Annotated in this window: 20 protein-coding genes; 5 read left to right on the top strand and 15 right to left on the bottom strand. The window is 46.1% G+C overall.

All coding sequences use genetic code 11. From position 1 onward, the window contains the following. Positions 1-340 precede the first annotated feature (340 nt). The 6 genes from SIB42_RS05195 to SIB42_RS05170 form a co-directional block, all read right to left on the bottom strand. Complete coding sequence (locus SIB42_RS05195; protein WP_067096448.1) at positions 341-1,375, bottom strand: chlorophyll a/b binding light-harvesting protein; 1,035 nt, start codon at positions 1,373-1,375, stop codon at positions 341-343. Positions 1,376-2,828: 1,453 nt separating this feature from the next. Continuing rightward, positions 2,829-3,101 carry a DUF3303 domain-containing protein gene (locus tag SIB42_RS05190; RefSeq protein ID WP_067096451.1) on the bottom strand — a complete coding sequence of 91 codons (273 nt, stop codon included), beginning with the start codon at positions 3,099-3,101 and terminating at the stop codon, positions 2,829-2,831. 453 nt (positions 3,102-3,554) lie between these two features. Continuing rightward, positions 3,555-4,022 carry a hypothetical protein gene (locus tag SIB42_RS05185; protein ID WP_156485216.1) on the bottom strand — a complete coding sequence of 156 codons (468 nt, stop codon included), beginning with the start codon at positions 4,020-4,022 and terminating at the stop codon, positions 3,555-3,557. Positions 4,023-4,342: 320 nt separating this feature from the next. Continuing rightward, positions 4,343-4,606, bottom strand: coding sequence for a Nif11-like leader peptide family natural product precursor (locus tag SIB42_RS05180; RefSeq protein WP_156485217.1), 264 nt, complete (start codon positions 4,604-4,606; stop codon positions 4,343-4,345). Positions 4,607-5,688: 1,082 nt separating this feature from the next. Then, entirely contained in the window at positions 5,689-5,991 is a 303-nt protein-coding gene (locus SIB42_RS05175; RefSeq protein WP_156485218.1) for a hypothetical protein, read from the bottom strand. Positions 5,992-6,664: 673 nt separating this feature from the next. Continuing rightward, positions 6,665-7,111 carry an MAPEG family protein gene (locus tag SIB42_RS05170; protein WP_231856445.1) on the bottom strand — a complete coding sequence of 149 codons (447 nt, stop codon included), beginning with the start codon at positions 7,109-7,111 and terminating at the stop codon, positions 6,665-6,667. A gap of 308 nt (positions 7,112-7,419) precedes the next feature. Between SIB42_RS05170 and SIB42_RS05165 the strand changes: the two genes are divergently transcribed. Continuing rightward, positions 7,420-8,124, top strand: a complete 705-nt coding sequence (locus tag SIB42_RS05165) for a response regulator transcription factor (RefSeq protein ID WP_067096456.1) — start codon at positions 7,420-7,422, stop codon at positions 8,122-8,124. An 876-nt stretch (positions 8,125-9,000) separates the two neighbouring features. On the opposite strand, the gene SIB42_RS05160 is transcribed toward SIB42_RS05165, so the two are convergent. Further along, positions 9,001-9,282, bottom strand: a complete 282-nt coding sequence (locus SIB42_RS05160; protein WP_067096459.1) for a DUF3764 family protein — start codon at positions 9,280-9,282, stop codon at positions 9,001-9,003. A 906-nt stretch (positions 9,283-10,188) separates the two neighbouring features. Here SIB42_RS05160 and SIB42_RS05155 point away from each other — a divergent pair. Then, a complete protein-coding gene (locus SIB42_RS05155) occupies positions 10,189-10,530 on the top strand; it encodes a hypothetical protein (RefSeq protein ID WP_067096462.1) in 342 nt (113 codons plus the stop codon). Between the two features lie 122 nt (positions 10,531-10,652). Here SIB42_RS05155 and SIB42_RS05150 read toward each other — a convergent pair whose 3' ends face one another. Both SIB42_RS05150 and SIB42_RS05145 read right to left on the bottom strand, forming a co-directional pair. Further along, entirely contained in the window at positions 10,653-10,781 is a 129-nt protein-coding gene (locus SIB42_RS05150; protein WP_255359909.1) for a hypothetical protein, read from the bottom strand. Between the two features lie 52 nt (positions 10,782-10,833). Beyond that, positions 10,834-11,058, bottom strand: coding sequence for a hypothetical protein (locus SIB42_RS05145; RefSeq protein ID WP_067096734.1), 225 nt, complete (start codon positions 11,056-11,058; stop codon positions 10,834-10,836). A gap of 366 nt (positions 11,059-11,424) precedes the next feature. On the opposite strand from SIB42_RS05145, the gene SIB42_RS05140 reads away from it, so the two are divergent. Together SIB42_RS05140 and SIB42_RS05135 are read left to right on the top strand one after the other, a co-directional pair. Then, on the top strand, positions 11,425-12,579 hold the full coding sequence (locus SIB42_RS05140) for a hypothetical protein (protein ID WP_413328503.1): 1,155 nt from the start codon (positions 11,425-11,427) through the stop codon (positions 12,577-12,579). 56 nt (positions 12,580-12,635) lie between these two features. Then, positions 12,636-12,908 carry a DUF3104 domain-containing protein gene (locus SIB42_RS05135; RefSeq protein WP_074160760.1) on the top strand — a complete coding sequence of 91 codons (273 nt, stop codon included), beginning with the start codon at positions 12,636-12,638 and terminating at the stop codon, positions 12,906-12,908. A gap of 186 nt (positions 12,909-13,094) precedes the next feature. Here the strand turns inward: SIB42_RS05135 and SIB42_RS05130 are convergent, their stop codons facing one another. From SIB42_RS05130 to SIB42_RS05110, 5 genes are all read right to left on the bottom strand, one after another. Continuing rightward, positions 13,095-13,358 (bottom strand): Nif11-like leader peptide family natural product precursor, encoded by a 264-nt coding sequence (locus SIB42_RS05130; RefSeq protein ID WP_067096736.1) that lies wholly within the window; start codon positions 13,356-13,358, stop codon positions 13,095-13,097. Positions 13,359-13,542: 184 nt separating this feature from the next. After that, entirely contained in the window at positions 13,543-13,791 is a 249-nt protein-coding gene (locus tag SIB42_RS05125; RefSeq protein WP_067096471.1) for a Nif11-like leader peptide family natural product precursor, read from the bottom strand. 62 nt (positions 13,792-13,853) lie between these two features. Then, positions 13,854-14,099: a Nif11-like leader peptide family natural product precursor gene (locus tag SIB42_RS05120; protein ID WP_067096473.1), complete on the bottom strand. Its 246-nt coding sequence runs from the start codon at positions 14,097-14,099 to the stop codon at positions 13,854-13,856. Between the two features lie 504 nt (positions 14,100-14,603). Then, entirely contained in the window at positions 14,604-15,320 is a 717-nt protein-coding gene (locus SIB42_RS05115; protein WP_156485220.1) for a hypothetical protein, read from the bottom strand. Between the two features lie 42 nt (positions 15,321-15,362). Continuing rightward, positions 15,363-15,650 carry a hypothetical protein gene (locus SIB42_RS05110; protein WP_156485221.1) on the bottom strand — a complete coding sequence of 96 codons (288 nt, stop codon included), beginning with the start codon at positions 15,648-15,650 and terminating at the stop codon, positions 15,363-15,365. A 74-nt stretch (positions 15,651-15,724) separates the two neighbouring features. On the opposite strand from SIB42_RS05110, the gene SIB42_RS05105 reads away from it, so the two are divergent. Continuing rightward, positions 15,725-16,300, top strand: a complete 576-nt coding sequence (locus SIB42_RS05105) for a hypothetical protein (RefSeq protein ID WP_067096483.1) — start codon at positions 15,725-15,727, stop codon at positions 16,298-16,300. Here the strand turns inward: SIB42_RS05105 and SIB42_RS05100 are convergent. Beyond that, positions 16,289-16,552 (bottom strand): DUF1651 domain-containing protein, encoded by a 264-nt coding sequence (locus SIB42_RS05100; RefSeq protein ID WP_067096485.1) that lies wholly within the window; start codon positions 16,550-16,552, stop codon positions 16,289-16,291. The two genes, SIB42_RS05105 and SIB42_RS05100, sit on opposite strands and share 12 nt — an antisense overlap. Positions 16,553-16,605 lie beyond the last annotated feature (53 nt).

Below are 16,605 nucleotides of genomic sequence, written 5' to 3'. Positions count from 1 at the left end.
CTTTCAGGTATAAAATGAATCATGCGGAGGGGTCTTATTAAGCAGTTCGACAATTAGCAAAAAAACGATGACACCAGACGCACCGAACGCAGCAAAACAGATCGAAACATCCTGAAGCTCACAGTCTATGCAAGGATCAAGCATGAATCAAAAGGGCTCAAGTTGTTGACGAGAATGTGAATTCAATACCAGAACATTGTCAACATCTGAGGTATACAACACCTCTTTGCGTCAACACTCAATGGTTCAAGACAACAAGTCAATCAAGGGGCAAGAAAAAATAGACAAAAAAAAGCCCCTTAAACAGGGGCTTTTGCAGTGAACTGACCGTAATGAGGAATCAGTTAATTTTTGCCTTATCCATGGATTCAAAAGCATTCACAACGCTCTTGAAGTTGAAACCCATGCCCCTGAGAGCATGCCAGAGATGTCCCTGAAGGAAGAAGAAGGCAAGGTAGAAGTGAGTGTTCGCCAACCACGCACGAGCCGTGTGTGCATCTCCCGGAAGAGTGGACGTGTCGGTGAAGTAAGGAGAGAAGGCGAAATTCAGTTTCAAAGGAGCGCCATACAATTCGACGGGATAAATCGTCGTATTTTGTGCACACCAAATCGCTGTCACAAAACCCATTAATGCAATGCCCGCGAGTGAGTAAGAAAGGATCGACTCACCGTTGTAGATCAGGACTTTTTTGAAAGGACCGAAAGGGGAACTGATGATATGCCAAACACCACCAATTGTGAGAATGAACGCAAGAACAGCATGACCACCCATCACATCTTCCAAACTACTGATAGTCAGGAAGTTTGTCTGATAGCCCCAGACCATACCCAAATCAATATTGGGCTCAACAGTACGAACAGCTCCAAGTGAGGCATCGTAAATGCCGTGGACTCGAGCCCATTCAACGAAGGCGATGACACCCAGACCAAGGAAAATCAGGTGATGACCAAGGATAAAAGTGAGCTTCTTGGGATCATCCCAGCTGAAATCGAACTTTTTGGCGCGCCCAGTTGATTCGGAAAGATCCTTAGGAGCACGAAGAGTATGCCAAATACCAGCAGCGCCAAGAACTGCTGAAGAAACAAGGTGGGTTGCAGCCACCACAATCAGGGGCTGTGAGTCGACGATGACTCCGCCATCCCCAACACCGAGCCCCAAACCAGCCAGGTGAGGAATCAAAATCAAACCCTGCTCACCCATCGGCAGGGAGCCGTCGTATCGAGCGAGTTCAAAAAGTGTGAATGCTCCGGCCCAGAACATGATGAGACCGGCATGTGCAGCATGCGCAGCGATGAAAGAGCCGGAGCGCTTCGCTACTCCAGAATTTCCCGCCCACCAGTCATAAGTGACTGATGAATTTCCATACGATTGCATTGGGAAAATGAAAGGCAATCACAACCTAATAACCGATCAATTTGCTCTAATCGTCCGTTAACAATAGTTTTCAAGGTAAAAATTTATGAGACGAGCCATGAATTCTTTTTTAACTCGAGCTCGTAGCGTATGACAGCCACGCGAGCGGAACGTCACGAAAAAAAGCGAAAGCTTGTGAAAAGTAAATATTGCTAGGTGGAATGACATCAGTGTTGTAGGAACGAGAGATGCCATACCTTAAGACCAGCAAAACATGGCCTAGAGCCAGGACTGTGAAACGATCATGAAGGGAGAAAAATATTTTCAGCAGTCACAAATGATGAAGAATTTAAACAGCTTTAATAACAATTAGAAGTAACAGTATTGATATGATCAAATCTTAATGATGGCCATTGGAGCCCAAGCAGCAAAGACTAGGAGCGGCACAATACACACACCAAGTTGAAACGAATGTGACAAGCAAAATGCATGGGAAATCAAACAATAGATCAAGAAAGAAAAGCAGCATCAACTTTGTAAGCAAGCCACTAGGTAGAAATACAGAATTCAAAATCTACCGTGGGAACAATCATTGCTGACACAGAAAGATCGCTTAAAAGCCGATAATTGATCATATGATAACCTCAGAATGTCAGTGAGCTCATCGAATCAAATATCTCGAAGACTAGGGCCAAGTGGAGGTTGGCGAAGTAAACGCGTGAGAATTGCTATGGCACTAAGGCAACAAGGATGGTCTTACAAAACAATCTCAGAACATCTATTTGTGTCGCCAAAATCAATCATGCGTGATATTAAGTGCTTTGTCATTAATCCAAGAAATTTACCTCGACCTTAAAAGGCCAAGTCTATGTATTAAAAAAGAAAAAAGTTGGAATTGATTGATCAACAATCAAATCCATGAAGCAAAACAGCTTGAAGGGAGTCAAAAAGGGATTGAGGAGTTGTCAGCCCGACAACTCCTTAATCCAGATGCCGGTGCCCACCTGCATCATACTCAAAACAGCCATTAAGACTGATAGAGCAGCGATTATCCAAGTCGCAAGCCAATTGTGAACGAGAAACAAGCGAAGATCTCAACATTTTTAACAGAGCTGAGAATCATCAAGTTCAATTGAAGGGTTTAGATGCTACAAAAACTAAAAATAAGTCGGCAATGGCAACGATCGATCGGGTTTCAGCCACTGGCAAAACTCACTAAGTGTCATGCGGGGAAAAACTAAAACCAAACAAACAGCATATTGAAGAATGGTCGACAACAAGTCAGTCATCACTCACAAATTGAGTCGATGCATTACAACACGATAAATTAGATAGTCAAAAAAAAGAATATGCAAGAAGGCAGGCTAGAAGATAAGAATATCGAAAAACATGTAAGTAGATCCTTCAAAAAGGGCATTTAGAAAGCACAACGCTCCTCTCTATTCGAGTGAAGCATTGTGCAGAAAATATAGGATTAGCTGTATGCCTTAGCAATCAGAGGACCAGCCTGATCATCAGTCAGAACAGGAGTCACTTCCCAATCAAGATATTCTGCCCATTCAGCAGCATGTTCATAACATGCATCAGCATTATCTGCATCGACTAAGATCCAACCTTCGACGGAACCTGGGCCATGAAAGCGCTTCCAAGATTGACAGGCTGGGAAAGGCGCACCAGTTGATAAAAACTTCTTGGCTGCAATCTCATGGTATCCAGTCTTAAAAGACCAATGCATCAAAAAAGTCATAAGAAAAAAAATTGACCTGGACAGGATCGCACAAAATCAACAAAAAAGATAGTTGTGAATGGACCTGAATTGTCACTATCAATACAACCCACGCAAGTAACAAGGACATAAAAGCCAATGAATCAATCGGGATCACTCAAACAATGACAACACAAACAAGCCAACCCCAAAAGCAAGGAATAGACCAAGCGCGACAAACACGTTCTTGATGCAACCCCTTCACTCTAAGTAAAAACACTTATCTAGCGCGAGGTGCTAAGCCAAGGTTTGATACCTGCAAGTTAACCATATGCAAACATTTGCAATCAAGAAACAGCAAAGGAGCTGGGTTATCGGCAGTCAACAAATCAGAAAACCAAGAATTTAAAGTACAACGCTGGAAAACCATCCAGCGGTCTGACCTAATTAAAAGAAACAGAGATAGGTTTGATTGACAAAGATCGATCTTCAGGATTAACTTTCGATACTACGTTCGAGAGGTAGAATATCCTCATCAGAAGAGTCTTTAGATATTGTTGGAACTGGTATTGCGACTTTAGCTTTTGCTTTTTTAATCGTAAATGGAGGAACTGCAAATGATGGAATTGGCACACGCACAGAAAATTGGCTAGTTCCTACAGGTACATTATTAATAGAACCTATTCTAGGACGATTAGGTAGCACTTCTTCGCCAGAAGCATCATAGATAAACGCAAAAACATCAACATCCTTGATCAAACTTTTAGCAGTACTTTTAATTTCCCCATCCAAAATATAGCACCCTGAACGATAGCCTTTTGGCTGTTTAGAGGCAGGATCAGCAGTATCACATTTCACGAGGTCAAGCTGGCTTAATTCAAGATCGAGCGATTCGGCAGAAGGAACAACAGTAAAAAAAGACAAGCAAAAGACAAAAACAATTGACAGAATAGTGTTTTTCATGAAAATCATAATAAACGCAATCTCTTGTGCACAATGCTGCATATCAGGGAAAACAGCAAATGCAAATTAGCGAAGGCATGTATCGATTGAATCACTGAGACCGCACTGCAATAAGAAAAGCAGCACGCAAAAATCTAATCACTTGATTAAAATCAAACAAGTGCGATCATTACGTTTGTATGCATAGATCTAGCATGAAAAGAGTATTCAGAACAAGCCGTCAGACTCTGATTGAATAATTGAACAAAAATAACGTACAACAATCCCACAAGAAGGCAAATTCCAGATGTCAAAAAACAAGTATTCAAAGGGAGATTCGATTATTCCTTTGAATAAAAGCCACGGCGCTCAACATATCTCTTGAATCGCTTTGATTCATATAACCAAAACTTTTCTTTATCGAGAACAAAGCCCTCGGCCAAGGCAATCGCAACGACATGATCTTCATTATTCGCCTGTGCGATTTTTTGCTGAAGAGTCGCATCATCCTTGAGCCTAGAAAGGAAAGCACAAAGATCTTGTTCTGACTGCTGACACTGCTGAAATCTTCCCATATAAAAGGGCATTGTCTCGCGAGAGTTCATAAACAGAACGAAAGGAATCTCAAGATACAAGCAATTGACAAGCCAATTACAAATGAATAACTATCTTAAATTAAGATAGTTACATCAACTGTTTAGCTTTATTGAATAAGTTGAATTTAAAACTCAGCGAAAGAGATGGCAACAGACGCAACCAAGAGCAAGCTATTTTTAAGCTTTAAGCAAAGACAAGACCGACAAACTTAGGTCTCAAAATCGAAACAATGAACAAATTTCAGCGTATATCTTCATTTGACAAGATTAATAGTCCATCGACGACCACCCATTCGATCGTCTTCAGAATAACAATTAGCCAGTAAAACTCCATTAGCACTACGGACTATACATTCAAGACCATCTTTAGTTGTGACAAAGCTAGAAGCATTGGGGCATACAAGATGATTTGAACCACTACTCATAGCTTTAACAATACGCGCCCAAATAAGATCAATATTTTCGTCAGTAGGGGTAGCAAAATGCATAAAGACATTTATAAACTAAGTTTATGATAGACAAACTAACGACTCACGCAATGTACTGATGGTCACAGCAGGTGGGACTTGGGGACGATCCTGCACTGAAATCATCGTTCAAACCTTAGTTTATACAAACAAGTCAATTAAATTCTGAGAAATGACTGCTTTAAAGTCATGACACTATTTATTTTTTAACCCGCGAGGCAATATCCATATAATCAAAACCATCTAAATCATCAATCTCCTGTGGTGCAAAGCCCTGTGGTTGAACAGTTTTGGCCATACTCAAGAACTCACTGATGTAACCGCGTCGGAGGGTACGCGCAGGAATGCGCTTTGCAGAAAGGTCGCTAATGGTTCAAAGCTCAAGTGCAGCCATTATAGAACTTCATGAATTCATACGAAGAAGGCTTTTCAGTGCATCGGACTCAGAGCAAAAACTGGCGCACAACATAGTCCGCGACGACAGCGGGCTCAAAGGCTGAGGGCAAAATCAAGGCGCTCCAAAAGCTGATCGTCGCGCCAATGAAATCTCAAATCACCGCAAAGGTGAGGTCGACTCGTAATAATTTAGACGCAAAGACATACAATAAGATTAGGATCAGCTGATTAGACAACATCGCTAAGCGCATATCGCAAAAACTTAAAGACAGAAATAGGACTCAACGTCATCCAGATTTCATTAAATGTCAGGCGATCTGATGACACAAAGCACTGGGATTCGTAGCGCCGATTAAATCTATCTTGACGAATCGATTGATCTCGTTGCTGGTCAAGTTTCCTTTGCTGATTCGCAAAGTCTTCCTGAGCAACAACGGCCTCATCAATGACCAAGAACCAGCTTTCACCACCTTTCAGAGCTTTAGAGAGCCACTGAAACAAACTGCTGATCACAGATAGTAATTTTTGCATCTAATCAAAGAGACATCTGATCATAAGACCTGTTCTTCGCTCTCCTTAGTGCTCAGCAACACATGGGTGGAGAATTGACCGTTGCTATTGATGACTTCGGTTCGAGAATCGTCCGGTGAACAAGCGAATCATGCTGATCTATGCTGGCATTTTTATTGCAGGCTTTCTATTCGTCTCAACAGGACTGGCCTACGAGACGTTCTGAGCAATGGTCAAAAATAGAATTTAGTGCTGACAGCAATCCATGCAATATGTCGCCAAACAGTGAAAATATTCTAAATAACTTATAAATTTCAAGACGACAACTAATCCAATAGCAAAGCTGCCAATAGCAAGTGGCTACTATTTAGAAAGAAAATGCTACTCGTAACGAATAGGACTCAACACATGGATCGTTCAAAGCAAAATAACTACCCAAGAACTGTGTATGACAATGCCTGGGAAGATCTAAGTGTGATGTACGAAAGCTGGAAAACAGTCCACGGAGTCGATCGACAGTTCTGCATCGATATGATCCAAAAATTTGCCAACTATCTTGATCATGAGAAATACTAGAATCAACGCAAATACAAAATACTAATTATTAATAAAAAGAAAATATTGCCATCAATTTTACAATATTTAGTACAAGCTTGATCATAAGAGTAGAGAGCTCGAATAATCAAAAAGTTCCTCAAGTTGAAATTATGGCCGACAAACAGACTCCGTAAAGAAAGCCACTGCAAAGCGAAGCAAAAACCCAGCATACGGACCTGAGAAGTGAGATATTCACAAGATAAGAAACAAGATAAGCAGCTCGAAGGATTGGATGCACAAATGCAACAACAACCGCAAAAGCTGGAAGCGGAAGACCATTCATAGCAACAAGAATAGCCAGGATAGCTACCGGAGCATGCAGAGAGAATGATTCAAAACTATTTTGCTGAGACCAGCTGGCTCTTTTCCCCCAGGCGAGATAACGATCAAACATTGCACGTAGAGACGAAAGATCACTCATCTCAAACTGAGCTTTAAAGCGAGCCTCATAAAGCGGCACAATACTCAAAATCACCATTCCAAATAACAGAACAAGCGACCACGCGTAAGGCGCTACATCATCGGGAGGGGAAAACTGTGCCAAGAAAATTGATTAAAAATTTAAATTGATGTATTCCAATCCACCACTCTAATGAGCATCATTCGTTAAAATAAGTTGTTCTATTGATGCCTATGCAGTAATGCTGAAGCTGATGCTGGTCAACGCGAAAACCTCTATTGCCTCTTGACGCATCATTGAGTCTCGGTTGTTCCACACAAGTGACCAAAATCGGGGATGCTCCCGTATTGAGCCTTAGAGATCATCACATGAGATGTTCAGGCTGTGTGAGGCCACAATGAATTGCATTCAAGCCACGAACTCACTAGCCTAATCCAAAAGATGTCCAGCGCGTGCTCATCAACCCGAACGAACTTCCTCTTAAGCAAGCAGCTGACCGATGCCAAGCGCTGTTAAGCAGCAAAAAAGTTTTGGTTTGTAGTAAAAACAGATTAACACTGACTGCTTTATGTCTTTGCACGCCTATTCTACAATCACTGATTGGTGGGGCAACCACTGAAGAGGAAGGAATAGACTTACAGCTAAAATTCAACCCTGACCTTTTGATTACAAGCGAAGATCTTGAGAAAGGATATGGTATTCGTCTTGTAGAAAGAATCAAAACACACAATCCCAAAATTACTGCCCTGATTTTTCTAGGGCGAGAAACAACTGATGTTGTCCATGAAGCGATGGACGCTGGAGCAGATGGAGTTATGTTCATGTCATCGGTGGGATCAGGGCATGGAGACTTCATTAATGCACTGACCACGACAAACAATGGTGGTGTCTATTATCCGAAATCAGTTCGTGCGGCCGCTACAGCAACGATCAAACAACCTCCTGAGCTCATCGATCCATTGTCTGAACGCGAGAGTGAGGTTCTGCGCTGCATTATCCAAGGGATGAAAAATTCTGAAATTGCAGAATCGTTATTCTTGTCTTCAGAAACAATCAAAAGTCATGTCAGTACTACAATCCAGAAGCTAGGAGTTAGAGATCGAACTCAAGCTGCTGTTTTTGCCCTCACTCATGGTTTGGTCGAAGTCGATATTTAAGTTGTGACCAACCTGATATCACTCAGTAAAGGCAACGACTCTCTTGAGGGCATGAATCAAGCTTGAATAGTCTTGCGATGACGTCTGCCATTCGAGCAACCAAGCCACTCGCAACAGACGCATTGAACTCTTAGAGTATTTGTACTTAGTTCACCTCTATGACGAGTTCAAATCTGCTTGTTCTGTTCGTCAGCTTTTCGACTGCCTGCCTCGTTCTGAGCATTTACAAAATCAACCAGACAGCTCAGTGAGTTGTCGCAAATGATTCTCCGGACAAAGTTCTTGCTGTGAAAGCCAGGCTTGTCTCAAAGTCAACCCTCATAGGGCACTCCAAGAAATCAAGGGAAGTCGCCGAGAGCGATCACCAGACTGACGACCTACCCCCCACAGAGGTCTTTACTTTTCGCAACAGCTTGCGTAAAGTTCTGTAAATGATTCAACCGCCATGTTTGGAACAACTGATCTCCTGGTTCTTGTCGTGAGCTTTGGGGCAGCCTGCTTCACGCTCAGTCTCTATAAAAGCGCTAAAGCAACGTCCTGAAAATTCAAAGCAATCTGGCATAGCAATGAACCACTGCTGCAGAGTTTCCCTTGGCTAATAATGTTTATAGCGAAGATAATTAAAGGACTATCTTAAAAAAACTGCTATATAATTATATTCTGTTTGCGACTGAGAATTGACCAACCCCATTGTCAATACCGCAAATTAAAGAATTGCGGCTTTACACACCTAGCAAACATATGAATTGAGCGCTCGTAACATATACTTGAAATCAGTCAAGACCAAGTTAAAGATTCAAAAATTGCATAATCAAGCAGCGAGGTAGGTGTGACTGACTCCCCTAGACGAGCAAATACCACTGTTTCGCTATAGATCTAATCAGCAAGCCAACGCGTGATTACCGTCCCTTCATAAATATGGCCAGAAGCCTCAACAATTGGTTTGGTCTGCGGGTTCATGAAAATATCATACAGAACATTTTCCGGCCCTTGAAAGATGACGGTTGCCCTTTTTGGGTTTTCCTGAGAAACACCGAGATAGAAAATCTTGACACCCATTTCTGAGAACATGATCTGCTGCTCAAGTGCTTCCATATAGGCTTTGTATTCTTGGAAGGTATTGCTGAGCTCGAAATCGAGAACAGTGGTTTCGATCATTGCTAATTACACCAAGAGTTGATTCAGCCAAGGATATGCAGTGAGAGCTGTGATGGCATCGAACCAGTCAAGGCAGTAATCATGGCGTCGTCCAATAAAGCTGACCTCGCCAACGCTATCAAGTGGAAGCAGCTCTGAAACCAATCCCAGCAAGCCTATGCATGTGAAGCAGAGGCTGACCAAAGCTGAGTGCCCTGTGCTTGAACTATTGAGCAGCCAGGTTGCTGCGGCATGAGGAGAAATTGTTATCGCACCTTGACTGTTCCTGATGCAACTCTAGAACTCTGGGAGAGGCACGATTCGAATGGAAATCCACACTGCCCATGCCGAACCAATTGGTGAATTTATTCGCGAGGGATATCACAAGCCATTTCGCGCTTTAGCATGTCCAATTGGCCCCAGCTGTAAATGGACCGGTCCAAAAGAAGAGGCAAAAGAAAGCTGATCCAGGCGGTACACATCAAAAAGATTGCGTAGTGGTATCAATTCAGATGCTTCCATAGGTCCCGTAGCAAATTTCAAGTGAGGTCACAAAAACCGAGAGAATTTCAGCCTTGATTTTGCTTTTGATACGCCGGAATGCATTCATTTTTATTGAACAACCCAAACTAATTTCAAACTAAAGAGGCAGGATTGGGAACAATGAAGTCAGCAATACCTGGATCATTAAATTTTGGCAAAAATCACCGAGGTCTTCCTCTTAAGTGCTGCACCAGGCAATTCCCCTCAACAAGCAAGCTGGCGTTGGTTGGTCGAGAGACAAAGAAAAGGACACCTCTCGATCCTTTTGGAGTCGTTGCAAACTGCCACCTCAACCGTTCGAAGATCAAAACCGTATTGAGAAGCTTCAGATACGAGGGCAACAGCAGAGAAAGGCGATAATAAAAAGGCACTTGGCATCGATTGATGGCATCTAAGTTCTTCCATGTTCACCATGAGTTTCGGGCCGGGAAAGCCCAGCAATGGTGGGAGACAGCTCAGAAAGCCATGGCTCCGGGAGGAGGCTGGGATGAGGCAGTCGCGAATAATTTGAAGGATGGTTTCTATAACCATTGCTTCTGCCCGGTTGGTCCAGAAGGACCTGCGTTCTGCATCTGGGAAGTGCGTGAGGACATCACTGCGCAGCAGTTCCAGGATTTCATCGACGGTCCAAACGGTGTGAACTTTGGACTTGGAGCATGGATGAATATCTGCAAAGAGATCAACGTCGAACTGGCTGGGAATCCCCCTTATCCGCGCAAGTTCTGAGCACCATCAGGACACTGGCCTGGATCTGTTCGATCTAGTCCTTCACAAGGCTTCTTGGTCGATCTGACATCTGATCTCTTCTGCTCGCTCTGAGCTGCGAAGACGAAACGTGAGCTCAGGCTCTAACGAACCGAATCAAAGGTGATTCCCATCACTCTGGTCAGCACGAGATAGCCGCCCCAAGCGATCACGTTCAGACCGATTGCCCAGAACCAGACCGTTTTGGTTGTTTTGCTGGTGTCCTCATCCATAAGTCATTGGCTCGTCATCCCATGAGCACAACACCATGCTCAACATCACGGCTCAGGCTGCAGCCTGCTCTGTTGTGTTGCGAAGAACTTTCTCTTGTAGTTGCTGAACAGCGCAAAGGGCCTCATGGGCAGGCCACCCATGCTTGTTCATCAGCTCCTCCACCAAATAGTCGGGAGAGTTCGAGATTCGAGCGTTGAGATCAGCCACAGCCCTGTCGTCACGGGCTAGTGCATCGAGTCGGAGTGATCGAAGTTTTTGAAGACTTGGCTGATTCATCCCCACACTCTGCCTGTTGGTGGTTCCTAACCACCAACAAATGACTGTGGAACACAGCTCAAGTGGCCGCTCCATGGTCTGATGACCTCTAACCAGACATGCTGACGGGGGCCTTCCAGCCCCTGAAAGTCATTTGGGTGATAGCACTGAAACAGCGTTAGTCACACCAAGGGATTTCAACTCAAACCCCCGTTATGACAGTACTTCTGGATACATGTCAGTTGCGCAGGAGAGTCGAGGAGAGTAGTTTTATCCCGAGATTTATCCCGAAACTTGGCCCAGAAGTCAAAGAAGCAGCCATGGGAGAGATCACTGCAAGCGTCTGCGCACTGGCGTGGATGGGGATTGTCTGAGCATTACGGAAAGGTGCGACTAAAGCTGCAATTCCCGGCAGGGACGGGCATAGCCAGCGCATCAGCAACGCTTCCATACCCATGGGCGGAAAACAGCATCCAGCCTGTGCAAGGTCTGCTGACGCGCATCTATGGCCCGGTCATGGAAGGCGGCGTCACGTTGAAAGCCGCCATCTCTGACGTGCTGGCTGTCAGTGACCACAAAGCTGACGAGGTGGTGACTCCATGGCCCGGGATCATCACCGCGTTCAAGGATTACAAGCTCACTCAGGGCAACCGAATTGCTGAGACGACTTTCGACTCAAGCTATGGGCGCTATCTAAACGTCGCCCTGGTGCACCTTCAGGGCCGCAAAGCAGCACAGACAGGCAAAGAGCTGACAAGGCGTGTCCTGGCCCATCCGAGGGTCAATCAAAAGCCTGGGATCAAGCAAGGCGAAGAACTCAAGCCTTGGATCGAAATGCCAAAGAGTCGGCTGGAGTGCTGCCTAGCTCTAAAGAAGTTTCTGGAATACGCCGTTGCTGAACACCGGCAACCGCAAACCTTCCTGATTGGTGAGAAGGACTATCTGGAGCTGCGTGGTGCTGACGGCAAGCGCAGAAAGAAAGCAGTGCTAACTGATGAGCAGGTGCTGGAGCTAATCCGACTACTCCCAAAAACCTGGGGCAACGTCGTGAAAATCAGCAGGGTTTTTGGTGTCCGGCCATGGGAGATCTCGTTCATCGCCCTGGCCACCAATGACGCAGGAGAGCCACAGCTCCGCGTCACTAAGGGCAAGACCTACACAACACGCGGCGGAGTCAAAGAAGAGACCGAGCCACGCTGGCTGGAGGCCGTGGCCGTCGATGGCACCACCTTTGACTTGGAAGAGAACTGGGATCAGCTCACACTGCCCCCAACAGTCAGCGGCAAGACCCTCGGAGCGTTCCTTAGGCGTCTGCCCTACTGGCAGCAGCTCGTGGCCGAATACGAGGCCAGAGGTGAATGGCTGCGGCCATACAGCTTCCGGGACACATTCAGCGTCCGGGCGCATGGCTACGCCATTGACGACACGATGATCGCCGCGGCCCTTGGACACTCGGTTGAGGTTCATCACCGCAGCTACAGGACTTCGGAATGGAAGGGCGTGCGCAGTGCTTTCGCTCAGGCAAGCAGTAAGCGGAATTAAGGATCGACGCTTGTAGCCCTTGGCATTGCTAGTACAGGCGTCCTGTTTTCGTGCCTATGTCGGTTGACCATGGGGTCTACAACTCACCAGAGTCAGAGCGGCCCATCTTTTTGGATGTCGCTCCAGGCATGACGGTCATCGTCAAACACGACCTTCAGACCGGAGAGAAGGCCGAGAAGGATTGGTGGATGGGTGAAGTCATCCATTGCGGCGGTGCTGCCCGTGATCCAAAGATCCACAACCTCTTTCAGATCGCTGATGTCGATACCGGAGCGATTCGCTGGGTGAACGCAGACCTCGTCAGCCACATCCTTCCAGCAACTGACTGACGAAAACACCCGTTTAGGGGATGCGCCTTCACCACTCCTTCAGCGACGTTGTCTTGCTATTAACTAATAATTACTGCGCTCAATCGTGCCAGATATTGGATGGCATTTAGGCGTAATAAAGCAGTGGTCAAAGAATTAAAAAGCCCCTGCTAATGCAAGGGCTTTGAGTGTGTAAGCTCTGGTATGTTACTTGAAGAAAGACACGAGACAAATAAAGCCAGGACGAGTCATTTTATCTCCTAGATAGTTGTTGCCGCCAGCAATGCCTTCCAGTTCTTCACCTGAAAGTTCTGATTGAGCGTTCTTCAAGTCATCAACAGAGATACTAAACCCAGCCTCTTTCGCAATCGCAGCAACAGTATCATTGTCAGCAGCTGCTTTGAGCTTTTCCTGAAGAATGGTGTCTGCTTTGACCTTTTCTAGAAAGGCTTTGAATTGCTCTTCTGACATTAGGAATGCGCAGTTAAACCGGTTATAGCAACGAACAGTTGCAAAGTTTATGATTAACACTTATTGCGCTCAATCGTGCCAGGTATTGAAGGCTGATTGCTGGTCTTTTTATGCGTAAAATATAGTAAATACTAGTATTAAAAGAGCCTATGACATTCATCAGTTATATCAAGCCGTGGTCATCTTAGTCCCACCCAACTCTCGTTACAATGCATTGTTTAGTCCCCCCACCAGCAACACCTTCCAGCTCTTCTTCTGATAATTCTCTACCTCTTGATTGAGACTGCTTCAAGTCGTCAGCAGAAATCATAAATCCCTCCTCTTTGGCAACAGAAACCACAGCATCATTGTCAGCAGCTGCTTTGAGCTTCTCCTGAAGAATGGTGTCTGCTTTGACTTTTTCGAGGAATGCCTTGAGTTGCTCTTCTGACATAGGTAGCAGGTCTGTTCAGCAGTAATAGCACTGGTCTGCCGCGGTGTTAGATTTTTTCTTTATCAAAGACAATCAATGGGATAACCCATTAAAGGCACATCTGCTTCATGCCACTTAAGTTTCCCGCCAGCAACACCTTCCAGCTCCTCTTCACTGAGCTGACGGAGCTTGTCAGCGGAGAATTCATGACCATGTTCATTAGCAATGCCTACAACATCTTCAGGTGACTTGGCTGCTTTTAGTTTCTCCTGAAGATTGGAATCACCTTTGACCTTGGCGAGGAATGCCCTGAGTTCTTCTAGGGACATGGTTATCAGGTCTGTTCAACATTCATAGCAACGGTCTGAATCACCACCTAGGCGGGCAACGCTTCCACCCGCCTGACTTCTGCATCGTTTCCCAGGCTTCGATGGCGTTATGCCGCAGGGATCACTTTCTCTCGGACTTAAGCATCGACCGGATCTTTTGCTCAAGAGTCACCATCGCCAGGTTCAATCTGCCGGATAAGGCAAACCAGCTGGCAAGCCCAGTAATGGCAATCGCTGCGACACCCCAAAACAAGAGTCCAGCTCCTGCGATGAAGAAATCACGCTTGCATGCCTCAAAGTCAGGTCCCGGCTTACATGCAGGCTCTATTGCTCTAAATCCTTGATCACGCCTTGCGCCGCCGTAGGAACTTGGCAAGCCTCAATCAACTGCTGCTATCAGGACTAGCCAAAGTCATCGACTAAGTCACCACCTGTGCGGGCAACGCCTCCAAACGCCTGACTTCTGCATCGTTTCCCAGGCTTCGATGGCGTTATGCCTGAGCGTCAGAAATTGTTGCGCCACACCTCCATCTTCAGATCGGTCATCGACATGCCTTGATTGTTAACCCCATCCCAGAGCGGAACATCCAGGAACCAGGCCAGTTGATCAGCGTCGCGACGCAGTCCGGCCAGATCAGCGTGATCAATCAGATTGAGCCGTCCACCACGACGATTGACCAGATTGAGTTCATAGCTCTTGTAGAAATATCGGTGTCGCAGATGCGAAAGCCCCTGAGGAGCAAATGCTCCTGAAGTTGAAACGCTTTCCCCCAGCAATTGAATGGCATAAATCCCACTGAGACTGCCACCAACAGCTGCGGTTGATCGAGCCGGAGGGGCTGGGGGAGCACCTTTCGGCCGAGCTTGCCAGGCCATCCTCTGCTCCCAGAAACGACCGGATCGGAAATCGAAAACAACCGTCCGCAGCGTTAGTGCATAGATGGGCATAAAGATCAAAACGACGGTCAGCCAAGCGAGCCAGCCGGTCGTTACGACATCAGTGGACGACAGAACGTCTCTGGCGATCTGCCAGACGATCAGGATCAGCCCCGTTGCCTCACTCACAATCAGCAATGGCCTGCTGTGAGGAAGGTTCGGTCGCAATTCGGCCCAGCCTTCCGCCTCATGGACCACTAGGCGATGGGTGCGCCATGCATGCCCGTTCCTGGCGAGAGGTATCCACGATGTTCGCTGGAGAACAGGGTCTGACCGCATCGTCATTGACGTCTCCAGAATCGGTCCATTCCTGCAGATTCCAAACCCTCACACCCATTTCTCGATTCTGACCCCGCCCAGGACTGACTCAGCGCCATACCACCCACCGCGCAGCGGGCGGGTCTCGACGACAACCCATTGAGCGTGTGCCGTGGGCGAATCATTCGTGAAGCTGCAGACCTTTCCCTGCTGAGTGTTCACCAGCCAGCCGACACCCTTCCTTGGTGCGTGGCGATTAACTAGCGGGTGGTCCTTGGTCGGCATCCGGAAACTATCGAGATGGCTGCCTGCATCGCTGACTGAAAGCAGGGCAAACCTGCCCCCGGGTGCAAGCATGGAAAAGATTGAGACGTCACGTATGGGCATAGACCAAAAGCGAGCTATCAATGGAGATATCAAAAAGGGTTGTTATGACAAAGAAATCATTAGCGACAATCATTTATCTTGGAATTATATTTGGCTTTATCCAAGGATCGTTTGCGAGCGGGATGCAAAAAAGCGAATCTATTGAGTTCAAAGAAGGGGATACAACAAGATACGCAATCATCAGTTTTACGGAGAATGAGTGCAAGATTTTTGGCGAAGCTGCTCGACGCGCTCAGCTTTACTCATGCTTCGCAATAGTTCTTCCGGGTGGAAAGGTTTCATCAATTACCTACATGCTCACTTCAACAGATGCAAAATTAAAAGATAATATTAGCTGCAGGCTTTCAGACAGCAAAACCCAAGCGACTTTATTCCATACAAGATTTAGTGACAACCTTCCCCGCAAGGGTCTTGGCGCTTTTGCAACATACGCACAAGCGAGAAACACAACCGAAGACGGCAGCATTTACTACGGTGACATTGCCTTTCCGGCATGGTGGCTTAATCAAAATAAGCACGTAGATGCTGGGCTGATAGATGTCAAAGCAGATGATATTTGCGGGATTAGTTACTATTTCAAGCCTTCAACGAAGCTCATAAACTTAATCTCAACTTTTTGAGTGCCGCCATTTCAGGGCGCCTGACTTCTGCATGGTCTCCCAGGCTTCGATGGCGTTATGGCGCAGCATCCGTCTGATCACCGGCTGACCACTGCCGCGTAACGGTCTGGTCTCGACAACAACCCATTGAGCATGAGAAGTCGGATTGGCGTTGGTGAAGCTGCAGACCTTTCCCTGCTGAGTGTTCACCAGCCAGCCGACACCCTTCTTTGGTGGGTGCCTTTCAACCTGCGGGCGGTCCTTGTTCGGCATGTGGACACGAAGGCGAAACCGTCCAGAACTCCGCGATGGAATTCTTTCCGCAA

The organism is Synechococcus sp. MIT S9508 (genome assembly GCF_047303045.1).
In the GTDB taxonomy this organism is placed as follows: domain Bacteria; phylum Cyanobacteriota; class Cyanobacteriia; order PCC-6307; family Cyanobiaceae; genus Synechococcus_C.
The sequence above is the reverse complement of the archived record's forward strand: the minus strand, read 5'-3'. Positions and strand labels throughout refer to the sequence as shown.

Excerpts from the sequence above, each read along its gene's own strand:
- SIB42_RS05160 (WP_067096459.1), bottom strand. The coding sequence starts at position 9,282 with ATGATCGAAACCACTGTTCTCGATTTCGAGCTCAGCAATACCTTCCAA.
- SIB42_RS05130 (WP_067096736.1), bottom strand. The coding sequence starts at position 13,358 with ATGTCAGAAGAGCAATTCAAAGCCTTTCTAGAAAAGGTCAAAGCAGAC.
- SIB42_RS05110 (WP_156485221.1), bottom strand. The coding sequence starts at position 15,650 with ATGCTTGCACCCGGGGGCAGGTTTGCCCTGCTTTCAGTCAGCGATGCA.
- SIB42_RS05100 (WP_067096485.1), bottom strand. The coding sequence starts at position 16,552 with ATGCCGAACAAGGACCGCCCGCAGGTTGAAAGGCACCCACCAAAGAAG.
- SIB42_RS05145 (WP_067096734.1), bottom strand. The coding sequence starts at position 11,058 with ATGAATCAGCCAAGTCTTCAAAAACTTCGATCACTCCGACTCGATGCA.
- SIB42_RS05125 (WP_067096471.1), bottom strand. The coding sequence starts at position 13,791 with ATGTCAGAAGAGCAACTCAAGGCATTCCTCGAAAAAGTCAAAGCAGAC.
- SIB42_RS05135 (WP_074160760.1), top strand. The coding sequence starts at position 12,636 with ATGTCGGTTGACCATGGGGTCTACAACTCACCAGAGTCAGAGCGGCCC.
- SIB42_RS05105 (WP_067096483.1), top strand. The coding sequence starts at position 15,725 with ATGACAAAGAAATCATTAGCGACAATCATTTATCTTGGAATTATATTT.
- SIB42_RS05175 (WP_156485218.1), bottom strand. The coding sequence starts at position 5,991 with ATGCAAAAATTACTATCTGTGATCAGCAGTTTGTTTCAGTGGCTCTCT.
- SIB42_RS05155 (WP_067096462.1), top strand. The coding sequence starts at position 10,189 with ATGGCATCTAAGTTCTTCCATGTTCACCATGAGTTTCGGGCCGGGAAA.
- SIB42_RS05150 (WP_255359909.1), bottom strand. The coding sequence starts at position 10,781 with ATGGATGAGGACACCAGCAAAACAACCAAAACGGTCTGGTTCTGGGCA.
- SIB42_RS05190 (WP_067096451.1), bottom strand. The coding sequence starts at position 3,101 with ATGACTTTTTTGATGCATTGGTCTTTTAAGACTGGATACCATGAGATT.
- SIB42_RS05180 (WP_156485217.1), bottom strand. The coding sequence starts at position 4,606 with ATGAACTCTCGCGAGACAATGCCCTTTTATATGGGAAGATTTCAGCAG.
- SIB42_RS05120 (WP_067096473.1), bottom strand. The coding sequence starts at position 14,099 with ATGTCCCTAGAAGAACTCAGGGCATTCCTCGCCAAGGTCAAAGGTGAT.
- SIB42_RS05195 (WP_067096448.1), bottom strand. The coding sequence starts at position 1,375 with ATGCAATCGTATGGAAATTCATCAGTCACTTATGACTGGTGGGCGGGA.
- SIB42_RS05115 (WP_156485220.1), bottom strand. The coding sequence starts at position 15,320 with ATGACGATGCGGTCAGACCCTGTTCTCCAGCGAACATCGTGGATACCT.
- SIB42_RS05185 (WP_156485216.1), bottom strand. The coding sequence starts at position 4,022 with ATGAAAAACACTATTCTGTCAATTGTTTTTGTCTTTTGCTTGTCTTTT.